Genomic DNA, 20,733 nt, shown 5'->3' with positions numbered 1-20,733 from the left:
TCCCCGGCCGCGCTACCCTGGGCCCCGTGCGGCACCGTGCCGCCGGAGTGAGGGATCATGACCGCAGTCGCCGCCACCGGCACCATCTTCGTCGGACTCGCGGCGCTGCTGCACGTGTTCTTCTTCCTCCTGGAGAGCGTCTGGTTCGAGAAGCCGTTCGCCTGGAAGCGCTTCGGCGTGGCCGACCAGGAGAAGGCCCTCATCATCAAGCCGTGGGCCTACAACCAGGGCTTCTACAACCTCTTCCTCGCGCTCGGCGCAGGCCTCGGGCTGATCCTCTACTTCGTCGGCAACGTGCCCGCCGGCCTCACGCTCGTGCTGTTCACGACCGCGTGCATGGTGCTGGCGTCGATCATCATCGCCAGCACGGGCAAGAAGTACCTCGTCCCCGCCCTGATCCAGGGCGTGCCGCCGCTGCTCGGCCTCGTCTTCTTCGCCGCCGCCTCCTGAGCCGCAGCCGCAACCGCGCGACCGCGGGCCGGAGCGTCGCGATCCTGCCCGCCGTCCTCTTCCGCGCGAGACGCAGATGAGGTTAGGCTCACCTACATCATGAACGTCGTCCCCCTCACCGAGGCCATCCGCGACCGGGCACGGCCACGTGCCGAGGCGCAGGACGCGGACGAGTTCATGACCGCGCTCGTCACGGGCCGCGGCTGCCGCGACGACTACGTCGCGCTCGTCGCCCAGCACTACTTCGTCTACCGCGCCATCGAGCAGGCGACCGGGCGCATGGCGGCGGATCCCGTGGCCGCGCGCTTCATCAGCCCCCGCCTCACGCGCCTGCCCGCCATCGAGGCCGACCTCGACTACCTCGTCGGGCCGGACTGGCGCGAGGTCGTGCGGCCGCTCGCGAGCACCGCGGCGTACGTCGAGCGGATCGAGCAGGTCGCCTCGGTCTGGGTCGGCGGCTTCGTCGCGCACCACTACACGCGCTACCTCGGCGACCTCTCCGGCGGGCGACTGCTCCGCTCGCTCCTGCAGCGCCAGTTCGGCTTCGAGACGAACGGCGTGGGCCTGTACCTGTTCGCGGAGATCGCCGAGCCCCGACGGTTCTGCAGCACCTACCGCGAGGCGCTCGATCAGGCGCCGTGGGACGACGACGAGCGCGCCCGCGTCGTCGCCGAGGTCGAGAACGCGTACCGGCTCACCACCGACGTGTTCGCCGAGCTCGCGCGCGGGCGCGCCACGGCTCCCCTCCGCCTGGCCTGAGCCGACCTCCCGTCGTCCGCCGTCCGCCGCGCGTCCACCCGGCCCCCGGTCGAGCGTCCGAGGCCGGGCATAGGCTCCGGGCATGGACGGCTACGACCTCGACTTCCTGCCCATCGCCCTCCCGCTGCCGGATCCTCCGGCCGACGCCCAGCCCGTGCGGCTCGACTACCTGCACTTCACGGTCCTCATGGACACGGACCGGCGCCTCGCCGCCCTCACGGCCGTGAACATCGACGGTGCGCGCCTCGTGGACGTGGAGCGCTCCGACGACTGGCACCTGGATCCGCGCCTCCCGGCCGACCAGCAGTGCGGCCCCGAGCTGTACGCCCGCAACGACATCGACCGCGGGCACCTCGTGCGGCGACGGGATCCGGTGTGGGGCGACATCGCGGAAGCGGCCCGCGCCAGCGCCGACACCTTCGCCTATACGAACGCGGCCCCGCAGGCGGCGGAGTTCAACCAGTCCAAGGAGCTGTGGCTCGGCCTCGAGGACTACGTGCTCGGCAACGCCGACCTCGGCGACCGGCGCATGACGGTGTTCACCGGTCCGGTGTCCTCGGACGACGACCCGGTCTACCGCGGCGTGCGGATCCCGCTCATGTTCTGGAAGATCGCGGCCTGGGCCTCCGGGGACGAGCTCGCGGCCACCGCCTACCTCCTCGACCAGGCGCCGGAGCTCGGCGACCTCGACCGGCAGTCGGCGGCCGCGGACGCGCCCGAGCTCGGGCCCTACCGCACCTACCAGGTGGCGGTCTCGGAGATCGGTGCGCTGACGGGGTACGACGTGGCGCAGCTCGCCGCGGCCGACCGGCTCGGCGTGCCCGCGACCGCGCGGCCCGGCACGCCCGCGGACGGTCGCGACGGCTGGGTCGAGCTGGAGCGGTTCGCGGCGATCACGCTCTGACGCGCAGTACCCGGCACGACGACGGGCCCGACCGATCGGCCGGGCCCGTTCCCGTTCCCCCGTTCGCCAGGGGGCTACGCCGGCGGGGTCGCCGCGGCGGCGGCGCGGGCGGCAGCCGGGAGGGCGCGGATCACGCGGTCGAGCGACGCCTCGTCCATGGCGGCCGACACGAACCACGCCTCGAAGACCGACGGCGGCAGGCTCACGCCCTGGTCGAGCATGGAGTGGAAGAAGGCCGGGTAGCGCCAGGTCTCCTGCGCCTGCACCGTGGCGTAGTCGGTGATCCCGTGCTCGGGCGGCGTGCCGAACGTGAAGCTGAAGAGGCTGCCCGCGCGCTGCACCGAGTAGGCGAGGCCGGCGCGGTCGAAGGCGAGCTCGACCGCGTAGATCAGGATGTCGGCGGCGATGTCGAGCGCGCGGTAGACGCCGTCGTCGGCGAGGCGGAGGGTCGTGAGGCCCGCCGCGACCGCGACCGGGTTCCCCGAGAGCGTGCCCGCCTGGTAGACGGGGCCGAGGGGCGCGAGATGGTCCATCACATCGGCCCGGCCGCCGAGCGCGGCGACGGGGAGCCCGCCGCCGATGACCTTGCCGTACGTGACGAGATCGGGGGTCCAGGCGTCGGGGTGGTCGGCTGCGAGCCCCGCGTTGTCGAGGCCCCAGTAGCCGGCCGGGTGCACGCGGAAGCCCGTGAGGACCTCGTCGGAGATGAGGAGGGATCCGTTCTCGTGGGCGATGCGCGCGAGCTCGGCGGTGAAGCCGGGCAGCGGCGGCACGACGCCCATGTTCGCGGCGGCGGCCTCGGTGATCACGGCGGCGATGCGCGGCCCGTGCTCGGCGAACACGGCCCGCACGGCGCCGAGGTCGTTGTAGGGCACGACGATGGTCTGCGCGGCGATGGCCTCGGGGATCCCCGCGGAGCCGGGCAGCGCGAGCGTCGCGACTCCCGAGCCCGCCTCGGCGAGGAGGCTGTCGGAGTGGCCGTGGTAGTGGCCGGCGAACTTCACGAGCAGGTCGCGGCCGGTGAACCCGCGCGCCAGGCGGATCGCGGTCATGGTGGCCTCGGTGCCCGTGGACACGAGGCGGAGCTTCTCGATGGGGCGACGGTCCGGCGATCCGGCGACGCCCGCGACCCGCACGCGCTCGGTGACGAGCTCGGCGAGCTCCGTCTCCGCGGGCGTCGTCGCGCCGAAGCCGAGGCCGAGGGCGGCGGCGTCCTGCACGGCCCGCACGACCTCGGGACGGGCGTGGCCGAGGATCGCGGGGCCCCACGAGTTGACGAGGTCGACGTACTCGACGCCGTCGGCGTCGGTCACGTAGGGGCCGGCCGCCTTCACCATCATGCGCGGGGTGCCGCCGACGGAGCCGAACGCGCGGACGGGCGAGTTCACTCCCCCGGGGATGACGTCGCGGGCGCGGTCGAAGAGGTCCTGGGAGTGGGTCACGGTGATGTCCTTCGGTGCCGGGCGGGGATCCGCCCGGAAGGTGGGCCGGACGCGTCCGGCGAGGAGGAGGGAGGTGGGGCGGCTCAGCGCCGGGCGAGACGCTCGGCGAGCTCGACGGCCCAGTAGGTGAGGATCGCGTCGGCGCCGGCCCGCTTGATGCCGAGGACGCTCTCGTCGATGGCGCGCTCCCGGTCGATCCAGCCGTTCCGCGCGGCGGCCTCGATCATCGCGTGCTCGCCGGAGACCTGGTACGCCCAGACGGGGACGCTGCTCGTCGCGGCGACGTCGGCGAGGATGTCGAGGTAGCTCATGGCGGGCTTCACCATGACGATGTCGGCGCCCTCCTCGATGTCGAGCTCCACCTCGCGCAGGGCCTCGCGGCGGTTGCCGTTGTCCATCTGGTACGTGCGGCGGTCGCCCTTCAGCTGGGAGTCGACGGCCTCGCGGAAGGGGCCGTAGAACGCGCTCGCGTACTTGGCTGCGTAGGCGAGGATCGCGACGTCGTGGTGACCGGCGTCGTCGAGGGCCTCGCGGACGGCGCCGACCTGGCCGTCCATCATGCCGCTGAGGCCGATCAGGTGGGATCCCGCCTCGGCCTGGGCGAGGCCCATGGCGCGGTAGCGGTCGAGGGTGCGGTCGTTGTCGACTACGCCGTGCGCGTCGAGCACGCCGCAGTGGCCGTGGTCCGTGAACTCGTCGAGGCAGAGGTCGGTCTGCACGACGAGGGCGTCGCCGACCTCCTCGACCGCGACGCGCGTGGCGACGTTGAGGATGCCGTCGGGGTCGCTCGCGCCGGAGCCCTCGGCGTCGTGCACCTCGGGGACGCCGAACAGCATCACGCCGCCGATGCCCGCCTCGGCCGCCTCGACGAGCGCGCGTCGCAGGCTGTCGAGCGAGTGCTGGGAGACGCCGGGCATCGACGTGATGGGCGACGCCTCCGTGAGGCCCTCGCGCACGAACATCGGCAGCACCAGGTCGGCGGCGTGCAGGCGCGTCTCGGCGGTGAGCCGGCGCATCGCCGGCGTGGTGCGGAGGCGGCGCGGGCGGTAGTAGGGGGAGGTCATTCGGTGCTGCTCCGATCGAGGAGGTCGGCGAGGCCGGTCAGCCCCGCGGTGTCGGGACGCGGCTCCTCGTGGCGGGCGATCTCGACCAGGGACTGGATGAGCGACGCGGCGGAGCGCTCCGACGCGACCACGTCCACGCGCACGCCGGAGCGGCGGGCGTCCTTCGCGGTGCGCGGGCCGATGCAGGCGATGAGGACGCCGTCGGGCACGTCACCCAGCTGCTCGTGCACCTGCTCCGCGACGCTGCCCGAGGTGACGAGGATCGCGCGGACGCGGCCGGAGGAGACGTCCTGGCGGATGCGGTCGCTGACGGGCACGCCGACCGTGCGGTACGCGACGACCGAGCGCACGTCGTGGCCGCGCGCGATGAGGCCGTCGGTGAGCGTGGGCTTCGCGATCTCGGACCGGAGCGTGAGCACGCGGCGCCGCGGGGATCCGGCGGCCATCTCCGTCCACTCCTCGAGGAGCGCGGTGGCCGACGAGTCGATGGAGGGCACGAAGTCGACGGTGTAGCCGGCGGCGACGAGCGCGGCGGCCGTGGTCTCGCCGACGGCCGCGATGCGCGTGCCCTCGGGCACGACGGCGCGGTGCGAGGCGAGCACGTCGACCGTGGTGGCGCTCGTCACGGTGAGCCAGTCGAAGGATCCCGCGGCCAGGTCGGCGAGCGCCGAATCCAGCGCCTGCGCGTCCTGCGTGGCGGCGAAGTTGATCATGGGCGCGACGACGGGCGTGGCGCCCTGCGCGCGGAGGTCGTAGGCGACCCCGTCGCCCCACGGTCCGCCGCGGGGCACGAGGACGCGCCAGCCCTTCAGGGGCTTCTGGTCTGTCGAGGTCATCGGGTCCCTCCCAGCGGCGCGAGATCGGCCGCTCCGGCGTCGAGGAGCTCGCGGGACACGGGCCCCGAGAGCGCGGAGGCGGATGCGCCCAGCTGCGCGAGGTCGAGCCCCGCCGTGTCGAGCTCGTGGCTCGCGGCCATGCGCTGCGTGCCGTCGGGCCGGTAGACCACGGCGGTGAGGGCGAGGCGGGCGCTCGTGACGGTCGCCCAGGCGCCGATGGGCGCCGCGCAGCCGGCCTCGAGCGCGGCGAGCACGCCGCGCTCCGCGAGGACGGCGGCGTGCGTGAACGGGTCGTCGACGGCCTCGACTGCGCGGCCGACGACCGAGTGCGTCTCGGCGTCCTCCGTGCGGATCTCCAGCGCCAGCGCGCCCTGGCCGGGCGCGGTGGGCCAGCGGTCGAGCTCGAGGTGCTCGGTGGCGGCGTCGATGCGGCCGATGCGCTCGAGGCCCGCGGCGGCGAGCACGACGGCATCGAGGTCGCCCGCGGTCACGCGGGAGAGGCGCGTGTCGATGTTGCCGCGGATGTCGACCACGTCGAGGTCCGGGCGCTCGGCGAGGATCTGCGCGCGGCGGCGCGGGGATCCGGTGCCGACGCGGGCGCCGCGCGGCAGGGTCGCGAGGGTGAGTCCGTCGCGCGCGCAGAGCACGTCGCGCGGATCCTCGCGCGCCGGCACGGACGCCACGGTGAGGCCCGCGTACGGCGTGGTCGGCAGGTCCTTGAGCGAGTGCACCACGAGGTCGCACTCGCCGCGGAGCAGCGACTCCCGGAGCGCGCTGGCGAACACGCCCGTGCCGCCGAGGCTCGACAGGGACTCGCGCGACGTGTCGCCGTGCGTGGTCACGGGCACGAGCTCGACCTCGAGTCCCGACGCGTCGGTGATCTCCGCGGCGATCGCCCGCGTCTGGGCCAGGGCGAGCGCGCTCCCCCTGGTCCCGATGCGGAGCGTCGTCGTCGGAGCCGACGTCGTGGGACCGTCCGTCACGGTGCCAGCCCGGAGACGGCGGGCTTGAAGCCCAGCCGCACGTTCTCGCAGCAGCCCGTGCGGCACACGTCGTACCAGGGTCCGAGGTCGGTCATGTGGGGACGGTCGGCCGCCTTCATGCCGTCGCGGCGCTCGAGCACCAGGTCGATGAGGCCGTCGACGTACGCGGCGTGCACGCCCGGCGTGGGCACGCGCACCGAGTAGAGCCCGTTCTCGGCTGCGGACTCGGTGGCCTCGTTGTCGAGGTCCCACTTGACCTCCATGTGGTCGCTCACGAAGCCGAGCGGCACGATCACGACGGCGCGACGGCCCTGCGCGGGCAGCTCGCCGATGGCGTCGTTCACGTCGGGCTCGAGCCACGGCATCGAGGGCGGGCCGGAGCGCGACTGGTAGACGAGCTGCCACGGCACGTCCTGGTCGATGCCGAGCTCCTTCGTGACCTCGTGCATCACGACCTCGGCGACGGCCAGGTGCTGCGCTGCGTACGCGCCGTCCTCGTCGAATCCGCGCTCGGCGGGTCCGGACTTCGCGGCGTCCGACGACGGGATGGAGTGCGTGGAGAAGAGGATCTCGACGTCCGTCGACAGGTCGATCGGCGCCTCGCCCTCGGCCTGCTCGAAGTGGGCGATCACGTCGCGGATCCCGTCGCGCGTGCCCTCGATGAACGGCGTGACGAAGCCGGGGTGGTCGAAGAACTGGCGCACCTTGTCGATCCGGACGACGCCCTGCAGCTGCGTGTCCTCCAGTGCATCCGCGAAGTCCTCGCGGTACTGGCGGCAGGAGGAGTACGAGCTGTACGCGCTCGTGGCGACGGCGATGAGCTGGCGGTAGCCCTTCTCCTCGGCCTCGCGCAGCGCGTCGTTGAGGTACGGGCCCCAGTTGCGGTTGCCCCACAGCACGGGCAGGTCGATGCCGCGCTCGGCGAGGCGCGCCTCGAGGGCGGCCTTCAGCTCGCGGTTCTGCTCGTTGATGGGGCTGATGCCGCCGAAGGCGCGGTAGTGGTGGGCGACCTCCTCGAGGCGCTCCTCCGGGATCCCGCGACCGGCGGTGACGTTGCGGAGGAACGGGATGACGTCGTCCTGGCCCTCGGGGCCGCCGAAGGACGCGAGCAGGATCGCGTCGTACGCGACGGGCTCCTCGACGTGTGCGGGGCCCATCTTCGCGGCCTCGCTCGCGGCGGAGACGAGGGCGCCGGGCGCGCGCGGGGCGTCGGTGGCGGGGGCGGGCTTGCGACCCAGGTTCACTGCGGCCATTACTGGAGGACCTCCACGAGCTCGGCGGTGGTGATGCGGCGGCCCGTGTAGAACGGGACCTCCTCGCGCACATGACGGCGCGCGTCCGTGTTGCGCAGGTCGCGCATCATGTCGACCAGGTCGACGAGCTCGTTCGACTCGAGGGGGAGGATCCACTCGTAGTCGCCGAGGCCGAACGACGAGACCGTGTTGGCGATGACGCTGCGGAAGGCCGCGCCCTGGCGACCGTGCTGGGCGAGCATGCGCCCGCGCTCCTCGGGCGGCAGCAGGTACCACTCGTAGGAGCGGACGAAGGGGTAGACGCAGAGCCAGTCGCGCGGCTCCTCGCCCCGGAGGAAGCCGGGCACGTGGCTGCGGTTGAACTCGGCGTCGCGGTGGACGCCCGCGGCGCTCCACGACGGGATGAGCGCGCGGATGAGGCGCGCGCGGCGGATCTCGCGGAAGGCCCACTGGAGGGTCTCCATCTGCGGGCCGTGGATCCAGACCATGAGGTCGGCGTCCGCGCGCATGCCCGAGACGTCGTAGAAGCCGCGGACGGTGACGCCCTCCGCCTCCACGATGTGGACGATGCCGTCGAGCTCGTCGACGGCCCCGGGGACCTCGCGACCGTCGAGGTCGTCGGGGCGGGCGGGATCGCGGCGGAGGACGGCCCAGAGGGCGTAGCCGCTGGGGGATGCCTCGGGGGTTGACCCGTCGTCAGGACGGGCCTCTCCGGGGGACTCGATCGGGGGGACCTGAGATGCCGCCGACTCGGCAGCCGGGATGCTCATGATCCCCATGGTACGTCTCGCGGGGACCCTGCCCCTGCATCGGACGGGCCGCCGTCAGATCATCCGCGGGCTACCGGGCGTCGCGGCCCGTGAGCGCGAGCAGCCGCACCTGCAACGGCGCGTCCTCGGCGACCGGCACGGGCGACGCGAACAGCCCGCTGGCCTCGAGCGTGTCCTTCTGCGGGGCGAACACCGTCCACGTGGCGCGCACCAGCTCGTCGTCGATGCGCTCGTCGGCGCCGACCGCGCGCGCGAGGTCCCAGCCGTGGATCACGACGTCGGACAGCTGCTCGCGCAGGTACTCCCGGGCGGGCACGCGGTCGCTCGACAGCAGGACGGGACGCTCCGGGTCGACGCCCTCCCACGCCGCGAGCGCCTCGCGGGAGTAGCGGCCCCACTCGGCCACGAGGTCGTCGTCGAGGTCGCGGATGAGCGGCTGGCCGGTCTGCACGGTGTGGCCGGCGAGGAGGAGCGGCACCCACTGCTGCTCCTCGATGACGTGCGCCACGAGCTCGCGGACGTCCCACTCGACGTCGGGCGTGGGCGCCGTCCAGTCGGTGACGGCGGCGAGGCGGTCGGCGAAGCCGCCGTGGGCCCGGCGGATCAGGTCGTGCCAGTCGAGGTCGGTGTCCATGGTCGAGCTCCCGTCGGTGGTGTGCTCGGGGAACGTCGGCGGCCCTCGCGCGCATTCCCGCGCGCCGCGGCGCGCGGGAGGAGGTGCCGCGGCGCGGTTCAGGCCCGCGGCTGCCGGGCGGCCGAGAAGTGGTGCCGCGGCGCGCGGGAGGAGGTGCCGCGGCGCGGATCAGGCCGGGGGCTGCCGCGCGGCCGAGAAGTGGTGCCGCGGCGCGCGGAGGGCGCGGAACGGATCCGTGCCCGCGAGCCCCTGCAGCCCCGGCGCGAGGATCCCGAGGACCCCCACGACCGTCATGACGACGACCAGCAGGCGCGGCCAGCCGGACGCGACGGAGTGCACGACGGCCATGGGCTCCAGCAGGTTGACGCCGACGAGGAACACGGTCGCCGAGACCGCGAGCGCCATGGCCGCGCCGTCCGCGATGCCGACGACGGCGAGGATCACGAGCACCCACAGGCCGTACCAAGGGTAGACGACGGGCGACATCGCGACGATGCACGCGAACGCGAGCGCGAGGCGGGCCTCGCCGGAGAGCGTGCGGGTCGTGAGGATGCACCAGGCGGCGCCCGCGAAGCCGAGCAGGATGCCCGCGGTCTTGATGCCGCCCTCGACGGCGTCCCCCGGCCCGCCGAGCGCATCGACCAGCGGGCCGAACGCGCCCGCGGCCACGCCGAATGGCATGAACCACGAGACGACGGAGACGGGGCTCGACAGCGCGGAGATCCAGCCGAGGCCGACGCCGAGCAGCTCGCCGCCGAGTGCGAGGAGGCCCATGGCGGCGAAGCCGGACGCGGTCCACGCCGCCCAGACCCGCGGGTCGCGCGTGGGCGGACGGAGGCCGACGACCCCGCCGGCCGACCCGTCGACGGCCACGCCCTCGGGCGCTCGGTCGTCCACGCGTCGGGCGCGCATCTCCGCGTGCACGATCGCGATGATGGGCAGGGCGACGAGCGCGATGGGCTTGACCGCCACCGCGCACGTCACGAGCAGGACGCCGAGCACGGGCCGCGAGTCGATGGCGGCGAGGAGGCCGGCGACCAGCAGGCCCATCATCAGCGCGTCGTTGTGCGCGGCCACCACGAAGTTGAAGCTGACGAGCGGGCTGGCGGCGAGGAACCACGCGGTGCGGACGGGGTCGATCCGGCGTCGGCGGGCGATGCGGAGGCCGCACGCGACCATCAGGACGACGCCGACGACGGCGACGCCGCGCGCCGCGAGGACCGCGACCTCGACGCCGAGGGCGTCGTCGATCCCGCCGACGACGCGCTCGATCGCGAGGAACAGCGGGCCGTAGGGCGCGGGGTTGTGGGCCCACAGCGGGTCGACGCCCGTGCTCCGCCAGTCGGGAAGCACGGCGGGCCCGTGCTCGTACGGCGAGAGGCCGGCGCCGAGCACGCGGCCCTGGGCGATGTACGAGTAGATGTCGCGGCTGAACAGCGGCGCGCTCACCAGGAGCGGGGCCGTCCAGATGACCGCGAGCCGCAGGGTGGCACGCAGGCCCGCCTGGCCCAGCCGCGGGAGCAGCGCGCCGAGGAGGAGCCACGCGGCCGTGAGCATGAGCCCGCCCACCACGACCGCGACGGACCCGACGCTCGTCCCGAGGGGCGAGACGCGGAGGGCGCCGATCACCGGGGTGCGGGACAGCTCCGACTCGGCCGGCGCGTGGCCGACGACGAACGAGGCCGCGAGGAGGAGCAGCGAGCCGACGAGCCCGATGATCCCGGGCAGCAGCAGCGGATGCGCCCCGAGGGATCCGGGATCACGTGCCTCGCGGCGGCGTGGACGCACGGACTCCCCCTCGGCCATGACGGAAGCTCGACCTGCGGGTCAGCGACGCGCGGCGCGGGCCACGGCCCAGACCACGCCGCCGACCACGACGACCGCGCCCACCCCGACGGCCACGAGGAGCAGCGGGTCCTCGTCGGCCGTGCGGCGGATGCGGCGGCGCAGGTCGGCGATGCCGTCCTGCGCCCGGCGGCGGACGTTCAGCTTGGCCTCGAGCGCGTCGAGCGTCGCGGAGATCTCCTCGCGCGTGTGCTGGATGTCGAGCTTCAGCTCGGTGCGGGACCGGGGTCCCGTGGGGCGGGGGCGGTCAGTGGTCATACTTGCCGGTCCCCTTCACCGCGTCGACGTCCTCCTTGAGGCTGTCGACCGTCTCCTCGGGCGTCGGCGGGACGCCCTTCTTGATCCAGCGGATGCCGAGCAACGCCAGCACCACCGTGATGAGGAGGAAGACGCCCGCGACGATGAGCGCGGAGAGCCACGGCGAGAACGCCTCGGACAGGCCGAGGATCGCGGCGGCGACGAGCACCAGGAACGCGATGAGCGCGAAGAACAGCGCCACGACGAGGAAGCCGGCACCGATCCCCGCGTGCTTGAGCTTGGAGACGAGCTCGTTCTTGAACGACTCGATCTCGTCCTTGATCAGCTGGACGATGAGCGTCGGCAGGTCGGCGACGAGCCGGACGAGCGAGCGCTTGCTCTTCGGATTGAGATCCTGATCCGTCATGCGGGTTTCCCTCCTGGGGATGGGCTTGCGGGTCAGCGGGAGGTGCCGGAGCCGTTCGGCTCGGGCGATGCGGGGTCCATGGTCGGGTAGTGCGTGCCCGAGGCGCTCGAGGGGGTGGAGCCACTCGCGGAGTCCTTCTTGCCGCCGGTGACGGTGCCGACGACCTTCTTGGCGCCGCCGACGACCGCGTGCGCGACGTCGGGGGTGTGGTCCTTCACGAAGCCGGCCGCGTTGTCGACCTGGCGCTGGACCTTCGGGTCGTCCCAGACCTTCTTGGCGTTCGTGCGGATCTGCTCGTAGCGCTTGCGACCGGCGCGGGCGCCGAGGACGTAGCCGACACCGGCTCCGGCGACGAAGAGAAGCTTGCCTTTCATGGGAGATCTCCGATCGTTGAGGGGGCACGTGCAGCACACGTCGGTCCAGCGTATCCCTCCGGCGTGGACGCGTGGTCGGCGGCCGCTGGGCGGTCGGTGCCCGGCCACGCGGGGCCGCGATCGCCCATCAGCGGGCCAGGAGGCGCGCCGCCGCGGCCTGCGCGTCGGCCACCACGGAGGCGAGCCCGGTGCCCGCGACGGCGGACCCGGTGATCTCGAGCCCCGGGTGCTCGGCCGCCTCGTCGCGCACGGCCTGCACGCGCTCGCGGTGGCCGGAGGCGGCGAACGGGAGGGCGTTGGTCCAGCGCACGCGGGCGGACCCGGTGACGCGGCCGGCGAGGTCGACCCCGAGCAGCGCCGACGCGTCGTGCACGGCGATCGCGGTGAGCTCGTCGTCGGCGACGCCTGCGGTGTCGTCGTCGCCGCCCGCGCGCCCGTAGGAGAGGCGGAGCACGTGGCGGTCGCCCGCCTGCTCCTTCAGCCACGGCCACTTGGCGGTGGCGTGCGTGAGGGCCTTGGCCCGGATCCCCGGGGCGTCGGCCGCGACCAGCACGCCGGTGCCGCGCGGAGCGGCGTCGAGCTCGGGCGCGCGAACGACGAGCGTGACCAGCTCGACGGAGGACGGCGCGGGCCAGCCCTCCGTGACGGCGGGCGGCGCGAGTCCGGAGAAGAGGCGGATGAGCCCCGCCGCGGGGATCGCCAGGATGACACCCGCAGCGTCGACGCCCCGGCCGTCGGCGAGCTCGACGTGCCAGTCGTCGTACGCAGCCGCACCCTCGTGGGAGCGGTGCCGGTGCACCGACTCGACCGCGAGCGACGTGCGCACGTCGACGCCGAGGCGCGCGAGCTCGGCGACCAGCGCGTCGACCAGCAGGTGCACGCCGCCCACGATGCCGCTGACGGCGGATCCCGCGGGGGACGCCGCGCGCATGGACGCGACCGCGCGCCCGAGCGACCCCTGCTCGGCGAGCCCGGCGCGGAGGCCGGGCGCGACGGCGTCGGCGTCGACCTCGTCGGGGTGGGCGCTGTGCACGCCGGAGACGATGGGGGCGACCAGCCGGTCGACCACGCGGCCGCCCATGCGGGCGCGGACGAGGCCGCCGAGCGTGCGCTCCTTCGCGCCGACGGCGGCGGGGAGGAGGAGGTCGGCCTTGGCGCGGGCGACGCCGGCCCGGCCGATCGCGGTGGCGATGGTCGCGTCGAACGGGTGCGCGGGGATCCCGAGCAGTCCCGTGCGCGGCAGCTGGATGGCGCGCTCGGCGAGCTGCACCCACGCGCCGTCCGGGTTCGGCTGCACGATCAGGTCGGCGAGGCCCAGCTCGCCCAGGAACGTGGCCACGGTGCCGCGGCGGGTGGCGAAGCTCTCGGCGCCGCTGTCGAGGCGGAGGCCGTCGACCACGTGGGATCCGACGGTGCCGCCGAGCGCGGGCGACGCCTCCACGAGGATCACGCGCTTCCCAGCGAGGGCGCAGGCGCGGGCGGCGATGAGGCCGCCCACGCCGCCGCCGATCACGACGACGTCGGTCGGGTCGACCTCGCCGGCCGCCTGGCGAGGATCGCTACTCACGGACGAGGTCCACGATGCGGGTGAGCACGGTCGGGTCGGTCTCGGGCGGGACGCCGTGGCCGAGGTTGAGGACGTGGGCGGGTGCCGCCTTACCGCGCTCGAGCACGTCGCGGACGTGCGCCTCGAGGATGGGCCACGGGGCGGCGAGGAGCGCCGGGTCGACGTTGCCCTGGACGGGCACGGATCCGCCGAGCCGGCGCGAGGCCTCGTCGAGCGGGATGCGCCAGTCGACGCCCACCGCGTCGACGCCGACGTCGTGCATCGCGCCGAGCAGCTCGCCCGTGCCGACGCCGAAGTGGACGAGCGGCACCGTGCGGCCGTCCGCGGCGGTGATCGTGCGCACGTGGTCGAGCGCGAGGGAGGACGCCGGGGCGACGCGCTGCGTGTAGTCGGCGAGCGAGAGGCCGCCGGCCCACGAGTCGAAGAGCTGCGCGGCGGAGGCGCCGGCCATGACCTGCGCGTGCAGGAAGACGCCCGTGATCTCGGCGCACCAGCGCATGAGCGCGTCCCAGGCGTCGGGATCCGCGTGCATGAGGCCTCGCGCCGCGATGTGGTCCTTGCTCGGTCCGCCCTCCACGAGGTACGCGGCGAGCGTGAACGGCGCGCCCGCGAAGCCGATGAGCGGGGTGTCGCCCAGCTCGGCGACCGTGCGCGCGACCGCCTGGCGGATGGGCTCGAGGGCGGCCGGATCCAGCGACGGGAGCGCGGCGACGTCGGCCGCGGTGCGCACGGGCTTCTCCAGCACCGGTCCGCGACCCGCGACGATGTCGACGCCCACGCCCGCGAGCTTCAGCGGGATGACGATGTCGCTGAAGAAGATGCCCGCGTCCACGTGGTGGCGGCGCACCGGCTGCAGCGTGATCTCGCTGGCCATCTCCGGATCGAGGCACGCGTCGAGCATGCGCGTGCCCACGCGCAGCTCGCGGTACTCGGGCAGCGACCGGCCGGCCTGGCGCATGAACCACACGGGGGCGCGCTCACCGCGATGGCCGCGGTACGCCTCGACGAGGAGCGACGACGCGGTGCGCATGTTGAGCGGATGCTCCGCGGGGAGCGGGACGACGTCGGACGAGGGAGCGGAGGCGGCGGAGGAGATGGGCGTGATCACGGAGGAGATCATCGCATCCCCCGCCTGCGCGCCCGCTCGGCTGGGAAGGCCGGCCGCGCGTAGTCAGGGTGCCCTCACCGACCCGGAGCACACGGCGGGGAGGCTTACCATGGAGCGTGCTCATATGTCTGACGGCGAGTCATCACAACGCCAGCTTCGAGGTCCTCGAGAAGCTGTCCGTGGCCGCACCCTCCGTCGCCGGCGCGCTCATGGAGCAGAACGACTTCATCGCGGGGGCCGTCGTCCTCGCCACCTGCAACCGCTTCGAGGCCTACCTCGACGTGGAGGAGCCCCTCACCGCTGCCCGCGCGCTGGCCGTGGAGGCCACCGTCGACGTGGTCAGCGACGCCAGCGGCATCGCCCGGGACGACGTCCGCGGCAGCGTCGACGTCAAGTGCGGCGACGCGGTCGCGGAGCACCTCTTCGCCGTGTCCTCTGGCCTCGAGTCCGTCGTCGTCGGCGAGGGCGAGATCGCGGGCCAGGTCCGCCGGGCGCTCGAGGGCGCTCGCATCGGCGGCACCACGAGCACCGGCCTCGAGCGCCTCTTCCAGACCGCGTCCAACACGTCGCGCGGCGTCAAGACCCGCACGGGCCTGCAGAGCGCCGGACGGTCCATGGTCCGCCTCGCGCTGGACCTCGCCGAGAGCCGCATCGCCGACTGGTCGGCCACTCGCGTCCTCCTCGTCGGGACGGGCGCGTACGCGGGCGCGAGCCTCGCCGCTCTCCGCGACCGCGGCGTCGTCGACGTGCACGTCTACTCCCCCTCGGGCCGCGCGCAGAAGTTCGCGGGCCCGCACGGGATCCCCGCCGTCGAGGGCCGCGACCTCCTCCGGGCGCTCGCCGCGTCCGACATGGTCGTCACCTGCAGCACCGCGCCCACCGCCGTGCTCGCCGCGCACCACATGCAGGGCGCCGCCGCGGTGTCGGGCGACGGGCGCCGCCGCCTCGTCATCGACCTCGGCCTCCCCCGCAACGTGGATCCGGACGTCGTCACGGTCGAGGGCGTCGAGCTCCTCGACCTCGAGACCATCAGCCTGCACGCGCCGCTGCGCGACCTCACCGCCACGGACGACGCGCGCGAGATCGTCAGCACCGCGGCCGCCGAGTTCCGCGCCGCCAGCGCCGAGGACGAGGTGGCCCCCGCCGTCGTGGCGCTCCGCTCGCACATCTTCGACGTGCTCGAGGGCGAGCTGGAGCGCGTGCGCAAGCGCGGCGACTCCTCCGACGCCACCGAGAAGGCGCTCCGGCACCTCGTGAGCGTCCTCGTCCACCAGCCCTCCGTCCGCGCCCGCGAGCTCGCGCGCCAGGGCGAGGGCGCCCGCGTCGTGGACGCCGTCCAGGCGCTCTTCGGCCTGGACGTGGAGATGCCCGCCGCGGTGTCCTCCCCCGTCGCCGTCGCGCTCCCGCGCACGGCCGAAGCGGGCCAGGCGTCGTGAGGCCCCGCATCCTCCGCGGCCCGCGCCTCGACGCGCCGCTCAGGATGACGGAGCCCGTGCGCACCGAGCGCCTGGTGATCCGGCCCTACACGGCCGACGACCTCGACGACTACGCCGACATCCAGCGCCGACCCGACGTGGTCGAGTACATGTTCTGGCCGCTCCGCGACCGCGAGGCGTCGAAGCGCCACCTCGCCGCCCGCCGCCGGAAGATCCGGCTCGAGCAGTCGAACGACTTCCTCGGGCTCGCCGTCGAGCTGCCGGACGAGTCGAGCCTCAACCCGCGCGCGGGATCCGGCCGCGTCGTCGGCGACGTGTCCCTCCTCCTCCGCAACGCGGCCTCGCGCCAGCTCGAGATCGGCTGGGTCATGAACCCGGACTTCGCCGGCCGCGGCTACGCCACCGAGGCCAGCCGCGCCATGCTCGACATCGCCTTCCAGCGCGCCGGCGCCCACCGCGTCCTCGCGCAGCTCGACGCCCGCAACTTGTCGTCCGCCCGCATGGCCGAGCGCCTCGGCATGCGCCGCGAGGGTCACTTCCGCGAGGAGCACCTCGTGAAGGGCGAGTGGGTCGACAGCCTCTACTACGCCGTGCTGGCCGACGAGTGGGCGACGACGCCCGCCGCCACCTGACCGGCGGATCCCCGTGGACGGCGACCTGCCCGCGCTCGACCCGGTCGAGGTGCGCGGTCCCGTCCGCACGGCCCGGCTCGTGCTACGGCCGTTCGCGCCGGACGACGTGGTCGCGATCGAGGCCTACGCGGCGTCCCCGGGCGCGCGGCGGCACCTCGCCGGATCCGCATCCGACCCCGGACGCATGCTCGCCGACCGCCTCGGCTGGACCCGGCTGGCGGAGGTGGGCGACCGGCTCGCCCTCGCGATCGAGCTGCCCGCCCAGGGCCAGCGGTGGTCGCGCGTGGTCGGCGAGGTGCACCTGCTGCTGCGCGCTCCCGGTGCCCGGCAGGCGGAGCTCGGCGTGGTCCTGCACGAGGACGTGCGGGGCGCCGGCCTCGCGGCGGAGGCGGCGGACCGGATCCTCGAGCTCGCCTTCGCGGAGGTGGGCGTGCACCGCGTCGCGTGCCGGGTCGACGCCGCGGACGCGACCGCGCTCGGGCTGGCCGAGCGCCTCGGAATGCGGCGCGAGGGGCTCCTCGTGCACGACCGATGGGTCGGCGGAGCGTGGGCCGATACCGTTGTCGTCGCCCTGCTCGACGTGGAGTGGGCGGCTCGCACGAGCCTCGACGGCCTGTAGGAGGACCGCGTGACATCGACCCCCGACCCTGCAGGACGCCCCGTCGTCCCGGACATCGACGACGACGATGACGACGACCTCGACGAGCTGGACGGGCTCGGCTTCGACGGGCCCGCGGACGCGGCCCGGCGTCGCGGCCCCGACGAGCGCCCGCTGCGCGTGGCCGCGCTCGCCCTCATCCGCGACCGCCGCGTGCTGATGGTGCGCGTCGCGGGGCACGACGTGCTCTACCTGCCCGGCGGCAAGATCGAGCCCGGGGAGGGCGCGCGGCAGGCGCTCGTGCGCGAGGCCGCCGAGGAGGTGGGGCTCGACATCGACCCCGCCACGATCGAGGACCTCTTCACCGTCCTGGCCGACGCGCACGGCGTGCACGCGGGACGCCTCGTGAGCATGACGGTCTACCGCGCGGAGCCGCGGGAGGGCACGCGCCAGGAGCCGGTGCCGTCGGGCGAGGTGGCGGAGGTCGAGCTCGTCGGATCCGCGGACGCGGACCGCTGCCCGCCCGCCGGCCAGGCCGCGCTGGAGCGCCTCGTGGCGCTCCGGCTCATCGACTGACGGCGTCGTCCCCGGGGCTCGCGGCGTCGGCCGGGGCCACGGCGGCGTCGTCGCCGGGCACGCGGGATCCGGCGGCCAGCTCGGCCGCTCGCGTCGCGCGGACCTTGCGGCGCTGGTCGACGAACGCGACGGCGGCCACCACTGTCGCGATGCCGCCCGCGACGAGCGTGCCGGTCACCTCGCCGACGCCGTCGACCTGCACGGCGGCCACGAGGATCGCGACGGTGAAGGCGGCGATGACGAGCCCGACCGCGAGGATCAGCCAGGACAGCAGGCCCTTGGCGCGGGCGTCGGGCGTGCGGGTGGCCATGGGCCCATCCTCCCACGCGCGGCGGGGGTACCCCGGGCCGCCCCCTCCCGTGCGTCCGGTGGGAGGGGGTGACGCCGGACGCGCGCGGGCGTAGCGTCGAAGGCGTCCCATCCACCGAACGAAGGAGCGCATATGAGTGCGGATGACAAGGCCCAGAACACCGGCGAGAAGCTCGCGGGGAAGGCCGAGGAGGCCTTCGGGAAGCTGACCGGCGACGACAGCAAGGTCGCCGAGGGCGAAGCGAAGCAGGCCGGGGCAAGCGCCAAGCAGGCCGGCGAGAACGTGAAGGACGTCTTCAAGAAGTAGGACTCCTACGAGGGACGTCCGTCCCGAGAGGCGAGGGGCCGGGTGCCGAGCATCCGGCCCTTCGTCATGTCCGCGGGCGGGAGGCGCGGCAGCTCAGGCGACCGGAGCCGCGTCGGCCAGCGCCCGGAGGGCCCGGCGGTCGGGCTTGCCGGACGGCAGCGTCGGCATGGCGTCGATGCCGCGGACGACGGCGGATCCCGCGACGCGGCCGAGACGCGTGGCGAGCTCGCGGCGCACGCGCTCGGCGAGCTCCGGATCCACGGGTCCCGGCACGAAGACGACCGGCCGCTGCCCCCAGCCCGCGTGCTCGCCGGGCACCGCGACGGCCTCGCCGAGGCGCGGCTCCCACGCGGCGAGCGACCGCACGGCCTCCTCCACCGCGGCGAGCCGCAGCTTCTCGCCCCCGGAGATCACGACGTCGTCGAGCCGCCCGGTGATCCGCAGCACGCCGTCGACGAGCTCGCCGCCGTCGCCCGTGCGGTACCAGCGGCGGCCGTCGTGCTCGCCGAACGCCGCGTCGGTCGCTCCCGGGTCGCCGAGGTAGCCCTCCGCGAGCATCGGGCCGGCGAGCTCGACCTGGCCGTCGACGACCGCGACCTCGGCCGTCGCGACCGGCACGCCGTCGTACACGCAGCCGCCCGCGGTCTCGCTGGATCCGTAGGTGCGCACCACGCGCCACCCCAGCGCGGCCGCGCGGTCGACCAGGTGCGGGGGCGTGGCCTGGCCACCGACGAGGATCGCCTCGAGGCGTCGGACCGCGTCGCGGATCCCGCGGGCGTGATCGACCGCGCCGCCCTCCGCCGCCTCCACGAGCCGGTGCAGCTGCGTCGGCACGAGCGAGGTGTAGCGGGCGACGCGCGCGTCCATCGACCCGGCCAGCTCCGCGAACGCGCGCGGGTCGAAGCTGCCGGGCGCGAGGACCGCGGGCGTCGTACCCGCGGCGATCGAGCGCACGAGCACCTGGAGTCCGGCGATGTAGTGGGTGGGGAGCGCGAGGATCCACTGCCCGGGCGGCCCGAGCGCCGCCTGCGACGCGGCGGCGCTCGCCAGCAGCGCGTCCGACGACAGCGCGACGCGCTTGGGCCGGGAGGTGGTGCCCGACGTCTCGACCACGAGCGCGACGCGGCGCTCGACCTCGGCGGGCGGCGGCGGATCGCCGGCGACGACGGGAGCGTCCACCGGCCGCGCGAGCAGGGCCGGGCCGTCGCCCGCGAGCGCCGCGCGGAGGAGCGGCAGGACGTCGGCCCCGGAATCGGCCAGCCGTTCGAGGCGCCTCACGGGAGCGGGACCGCGCCGATCAGAACTGCCACGGGAACGGCGACCAGTCGGGCGCGCGCTTCTCGAGGAAGGAGTCGCGCCCCTCGACGGCCTCGTCGGTCCCGTAAGCGAGGCGCGTTGCCTCCCCCGCGAACACCTGCTGGCCGACCATGCCGTCGTCGACCGCGTTGAAGGCGTACTTGAGCATGCGGATCGCGGTGGGCGACTTCCCGAGGATGGTCTCGGCCCAGTCCAACGCGGTCGCCTCGAGCTCGGCGTGCGGCACGACGCGGTTCACGGCGCCCATCTCGTACATGCGCTGGGCGCTGTGCTCCTCGGCCAGGAAGAACACCTCGCGCGCGGACTTCTGGCCGACCTGGCGGGCGAAGTACGCGGATCCGTACCCGCCGTCGAACGAGCCGACGTCCGCGTCGGTCTGCTTGAAGCGACCGTGCTCGGCCGAGGCGATCGTGAGGTCGCACACGACGTGCAGGGAGTGCCCGCCGCCCGCGGCCCAGCCGGGGACGACCGCGATGACGACCTTGGGCATGAAGCGGATGAGGCGCTGCACCTCGAGGATGTGGAGCCGGCCGGCGCGCGCCGGGTCGACGCCCTCCGCGGTCTCGCCCTCCGCGTACTTGTAGCCGTCGCGCCCGCGGATCCGCTGGTCGCCGCCGCTGCAGAACGCCCAGCCGCCGTCCTTCGGGCTCGGGCCGTTGCCGGTGAGGAGCACCACGCCGATGCGCGGATCCTGCCGTGCGTCGTCGAGCGCCTGGTACAGCTCGTCGACCGTGCGCGGGCGGAAGGCGTTGCGCACCTCGGGCCGGTCGAACGCGATGCGCGCGATGCGGCCGGTGAGGTCGTGGTGGTACGTGATGTCGGTGAAGCCCTCCGCGAGGGGGACGTCGCGCCAGCGGGTGGGATCGTGGATGTCGGAGACCTGCTTCACCATGCGTCCAGCCTAG

General features: G+C 74.4%; 24 protein-coding genes. 8 read left to right on the top strand and 16 right to left on the bottom strand.

Annotated elements, in window-relative coordinates; all coding sequences use genetic code 11:
* Nucleotides 1-57 precede the first annotated feature (57 nt).
* From FGD68_RS05100 to FGD68_RS05090, 3 genes are all read left to right on the top strand, one after another.
* Nucleotides 58-450: a DUF1304 domain-containing protein gene (locus FGD68_RS05100; protein ID WP_104235613.1), complete on the top strand. Its 393-nt coding sequence runs from the start codon at nt 58-60 to the stop codon at nt 448-450.
* A gap of 99 nt (nt 451-549) precedes the next feature.
* Nucleotides 550-1,209, top strand: coding sequence for a biliverdin-producing heme oxygenase (locus FGD68_RS05095; protein ID WP_119373773.1), 660 nt, complete (start codon nt 550-552; stop codon nt 1,207-1,209).
* Between the two features lie 82 nt (nt 1,210-1,291).
* On the top strand, nt 1,292-2,113 hold the full coding sequence (locus tag FGD68_RS05090) for a DNA/RNA non-specific endonuclease (protein WP_237609855.1): 822 nt from the start codon (nt 1,292-1,294) through the stop codon (nt 2,111-2,113).
* A 74-nt stretch (nt 2,114-2,187) separates the two neighbouring features.
* On the opposite strand, the gene hemL is transcribed toward FGD68_RS05090, so the two are convergent.
* The 13 genes from hemL to hemE all read right to left on the bottom strand — a co-directional run bounded on the left by hemL (nt 2,188) and on the right by hemE (nt 14,665).
* Nucleotides 2,188-3,555: a glutamate-1-semialdehyde 2,1-aminomutase gene (gene hemL / locus FGD68_RS05085; RefSeq protein ID WP_119373034.1), complete on the bottom strand. Its 1,368-nt coding sequence runs from the start codon at nt 3,553-3,555 to the stop codon at nt 2,188-2,190.
* A gap of 83 nt (nt 3,556-3,638) precedes the next feature.
* Nucleotides 3,639-4,619, bottom strand: a complete 981-nt coding sequence (hemB, locus tag FGD68_RS05080) for a porphobilinogen synthase (RefSeq protein ID WP_119373035.1) — start codon at nt 4,617-4,619, stop codon at nt 3,639-3,641.
* Complete coding sequence (locus tag FGD68_RS05075) at nt 4,616-5,455, bottom strand: uroporphyrinogen-III synthase (RefSeq protein ID WP_104235618.1); 840 nt, start codon at nt 5,453-5,455, stop codon at nt 4,616-4,618. Before FGD68_RS05075 ends, hemB begins: the two co-directional genes overlap by 4 nt.
* The gene (hemC, locus tag FGD68_RS05070) at nt 5,452-6,438 is read right to left on the bottom strand and encodes a hydroxymethylbilane synthase (RefSeq protein WP_104235619.1); all 987 of its coding nucleotides are present in this window, start codon (nt 6,436-6,438) and stop codon (nt 5,452-5,454) included. The genes FGD68_RS05075 and hemC overlap by 4 nt, the downstream gene beginning before the upstream one ends.
* Complete coding sequence (locus FGD68_RS05065) at nt 6,435-7,691, bottom strand: ferrochelatase (RefSeq protein WP_104235620.1); 1,257 nt, start codon at nt 7,689-7,691, stop codon at nt 6,435-6,437. Before FGD68_RS05065 ends, hemC begins: the two co-directional genes overlap by 4 nt.
* On the bottom strand, nt 7,691-8,461 hold the full coding sequence (gene hemQ / locus FGD68_RS05060) for a hydrogen peroxide-dependent heme synthase (protein ID WP_237609854.1): 771 nt from the start codon (nt 8,459-8,461) through the stop codon (nt 7,691-7,693). The genes FGD68_RS05065 and hemQ overlap by 1 nt, the downstream gene beginning before the upstream one ends.
* Nucleotides 8,462-8,531: 70 nt before the next feature.
* Nucleotides 8,532-9,095 carry a TIGR03086 family metal-binding protein gene (locus FGD68_RS05055; protein WP_104235621.1) on the bottom strand — a complete coding sequence of 188 codons (564 nt, stop codon included), beginning with the start codon at nt 9,093-9,095 and terminating at the stop codon, nt 8,532-8,534.
* A 168-nt stretch (nt 9,096-9,263) separates the two neighbouring features.
* Entirely contained in the window at nt 9,264-10,883 is a 1,620-nt protein-coding gene (gene mptB, locus FGD68_RS05050) for a polyprenol phosphomannose-dependent alpha 1,6 mannosyltransferase MptB (protein WP_237609853.1), read from the bottom strand.
* A gap of 39 nt (nt 10,884-10,922) precedes the next feature.
* Nucleotides 10,923-11,198, bottom strand: coding sequence for a DUF3618 domain-containing protein (locus FGD68_RS05045; RefSeq protein ID WP_086521062.1), 276 nt, complete (start codon nt 11,196-11,198; stop codon nt 10,923-10,925).
* Nucleotides 11,188-11,604, bottom strand: coding sequence for a phage holin family protein (locus FGD68_RS05040; RefSeq protein ID WP_043585261.1), 417 nt, complete (start codon nt 11,602-11,604; stop codon nt 11,188-11,190). The genes FGD68_RS05045 and FGD68_RS05040 overlap by 11 nt, the downstream gene beginning before the upstream one ends.
* Nucleotides 11,605-11,636: 32 nt before the next feature.
* A complete protein-coding gene (locus tag FGD68_RS05035; RefSeq protein ID WP_012300075.1) occupies nt 11,637-11,978 on the bottom strand; it encodes a hypothetical protein in 342 nt (113 codons plus the stop codon).
* Between the two features lie 127 nt (nt 11,979-12,105).
* Entirely contained in the window at nt 12,106-13,545 is a 1,440-nt protein-coding gene (hemG, locus tag FGD68_RS05030) for a protoporphyrinogen oxidase (protein WP_237609852.1), read from the bottom strand.
* Nucleotides 13,538-14,665 (bottom strand): uroporphyrinogen decarboxylase, encoded by a 1,128-nt coding sequence (hemE, locus tag FGD68_RS05025; RefSeq protein ID WP_104235625.1) that lies wholly within the window; start codon nt 14,663-14,665, stop codon nt 13,538-13,540. The genes hemG and hemE overlap by 8 nt, the downstream gene beginning before the upstream one ends.
* Before the next feature lie 104 nt (nt 14,666-14,769).
* Between hemE and FGD68_RS05020 the strand changes: the two genes are divergently transcribed.
* Genes FGD68_RS05020 through FGD68_RS05005 form a run of 4 tightly spaced genes read left to right on the top strand, consistent with a single transcriptional unit; the run spans nt 14,770 to nt 17,895 of the window.
* Complete coding sequence (locus FGD68_RS05020; RefSeq protein WP_119373490.1) at nt 14,770-16,089, top strand: glutamyl-tRNA reductase; 1,320 nt, start codon at nt 14,770-14,772, stop codon at nt 16,087-16,089.
* The gene (locus FGD68_RS05015; protein ID WP_237609851.1) at nt 16,086-16,721 is read left to right on the top strand and encodes a GNAT family N-acetyltransferase; all 636 of its coding nucleotides are present in this window, start codon (nt 16,086-16,088) and stop codon (nt 16,719-16,721) included. The genes FGD68_RS05020 and FGD68_RS05015 overlap by 4 nt, the downstream gene beginning before the upstream one ends.
* 13 nt (nt 16,722-16,734) lie before the next feature.
* Nucleotides 16,735-17,340: a GNAT family N-acetyltransferase gene (locus FGD68_RS05010; RefSeq protein ID WP_237609850.1), complete on the top strand. Its 606-nt coding sequence runs from the start codon at nt 16,735-16,737 to the stop codon at nt 17,338-17,340.
* A 9-nt stretch (nt 17,341-17,349) separates the two neighbouring features.
* Nucleotides 17,350-17,895, top strand: a complete 546-nt coding sequence (locus tag FGD68_RS05005) for an NUDIX hydrolase (RefSeq protein WP_220452741.1) — start codon at nt 17,350-17,352, stop codon at nt 17,893-17,895.
* Here FGD68_RS05005 and FGD68_RS05000 read toward each other — a convergent pair.
* Nucleotides 17,885-18,205 carry a hypothetical protein gene (locus FGD68_RS05000; RefSeq protein WP_237609849.1) on the bottom strand — a complete coding sequence of 107 codons (321 nt, stop codon included), beginning with the start codon at nt 18,203-18,205 and terminating at the stop codon, nt 17,885-17,887. The genes FGD68_RS05005 and FGD68_RS05000 overlap by 11 nt on opposite strands.
* A 132-nt stretch (nt 18,206-18,337) precedes the next feature.
* Here FGD68_RS05000 and FGD68_RS04995 point away from each other — a divergent pair, with 132 nt between their 5' ends.
* The gene (locus FGD68_RS04995) at nt 18,338-18,511 is read left to right on the top strand and encodes a CsbD family protein (RefSeq protein ID WP_015489305.1); all 174 of its coding nucleotides are present in this window, start codon (nt 18,338-18,340) and stop codon (nt 18,509-18,511) included.
* 93 nt (nt 18,512-18,604) lie between these two features.
* Here FGD68_RS04995 and FGD68_RS04990 read toward each other — a convergent pair whose 3' ends face one another.
* Nucleotides 18,605-19,789, bottom strand: coding sequence for an AMP-binding protein (locus FGD68_RS04990; RefSeq protein WP_237609848.1), 1,185 nt, complete (start codon nt 19,787-19,789; stop codon nt 18,605-18,607).
* A gap of 19 nt (nt 19,790-19,808) precedes the next feature.
* The gene (locus FGD68_RS04985) at nt 19,809-20,720 is read right to left on the bottom strand and encodes a 1,4-dihydroxy-2-naphthoyl-CoA synthase (protein WP_104235631.1); all 912 of its coding nucleotides are present in this window, start codon (nt 20,718-20,720) and stop codon (nt 19,809-19,811) included.
* Nucleotides 20,721-20,733: the final 13 nt, after the last annotated feature.

The sequence above is a fragment of the Clavibacter californiensis genome (assembly GCF_021952865.1).
GTDB classification, from domain to species: Bacteria; Actinomycetota; Actinomycetes; order Actinomycetales; family Microbacteriaceae; genus Clavibacter; species Clavibacter californiensis.
The sequence above is the reverse complement of the archived record's forward strand: the minus strand, read 5'-3'. Positions and strand labels throughout refer to the sequence as shown.

Coding starts and splice junctions, on each gene's coding strand:
- FGD68_RS05090 (WP_237609855.1), top strand. CDS start 1,292: ATGGACGGCTACGACCTCGACTTCCTGCCCATCGCCCTCCCGCTGCCG.
- hemQ (WP_237609854.1), bottom strand. CDS start 8,461: ATGAGCATCCCGGCTGCCGAGTCGGCGGCATCTCAGGTCCCCCCGATC.
- FGD68_RS04995 (WP_015489305.1), top strand. CDS start 18,338: ATGAGTGCGGATGACAAGGCCCAGAACACCGGCGAGAAGCTCGCGGGG.
- FGD68_RS05055 (WP_104235621.1), bottom strand. CDS start 9,095: ATGGACACCGACCTCGACTGGCACGACCTGATCCGCCGGGCCCACGGC.
- FGD68_RS04985 (WP_104235631.1), bottom strand. CDS start 20,720: ATGGTGAAGCAGGTCTCCGACATCCACGATCCCACCCGCTGGCGCGAC.
- FGD68_RS05045 (WP_086521062.1), bottom strand. CDS start 11,198: ATGACCACTGACCGCCCCCGCCCCACGGGACCCCGGTCCCGCACCGAG.
- hemB (WP_119373035.1), bottom strand. CDS start 4,619: ATGACCTCCCCCTACTACCGCCCGCGCCGCCTCCGCACCACGCCGGCG.
- FGD68_RS05065 (WP_104235620.1), bottom strand. CDS start 7,691: ATGGCCGCAGTGAACCTGGGTCGCAAGCCCGCCCCCGCCACCGACGCC.
- FGD68_RS05035 (WP_012300075.1), bottom strand. CDS start 11,978: ATGAAAGGCAAGCTTCTCTTCGTCGCCGGAGCCGGTGTCGGCTACGTC.
- hemE (WP_104235625.1), bottom strand. CDS start 14,665: ATGATCTCCTCCGTGATCACGCCCATCTCCTCCGCCGCCTCCGCTCCC.
- FGD68_RS05075 (WP_104235618.1), bottom strand. CDS start 5,455: ATGACCTCGACAGACCAGAAGCCCCTGAAGGGCTGGCGCGTCCTCGTG.
- FGD68_RS05040 (WP_043585261.1), bottom strand. CDS start 11,604: ATGACGGATCAGGATCTCAATCCGAAGAGCAAGCGCTCGCTCGTCCGG.
- FGD68_RS05100 (WP_104235613.1), top strand. CDS start 58: ATGACCGCAGTCGCCGCCACCGGCACCATCTTCGTCGGACTCGCGGCG.
- FGD68_RS05000 (WP_237609849.1), bottom strand. CDS start 18,205: ATGGCCACCCGCACGCCCGACGCCCGCGCCAAGGGCCTGCTGTCCTGG.
- FGD68_RS05095 (WP_119373773.1), top strand. CDS start 550: ATGAACGTCGTCCCCCTCACCGAGGCCATCCGCGACCGGGCACGGCCA.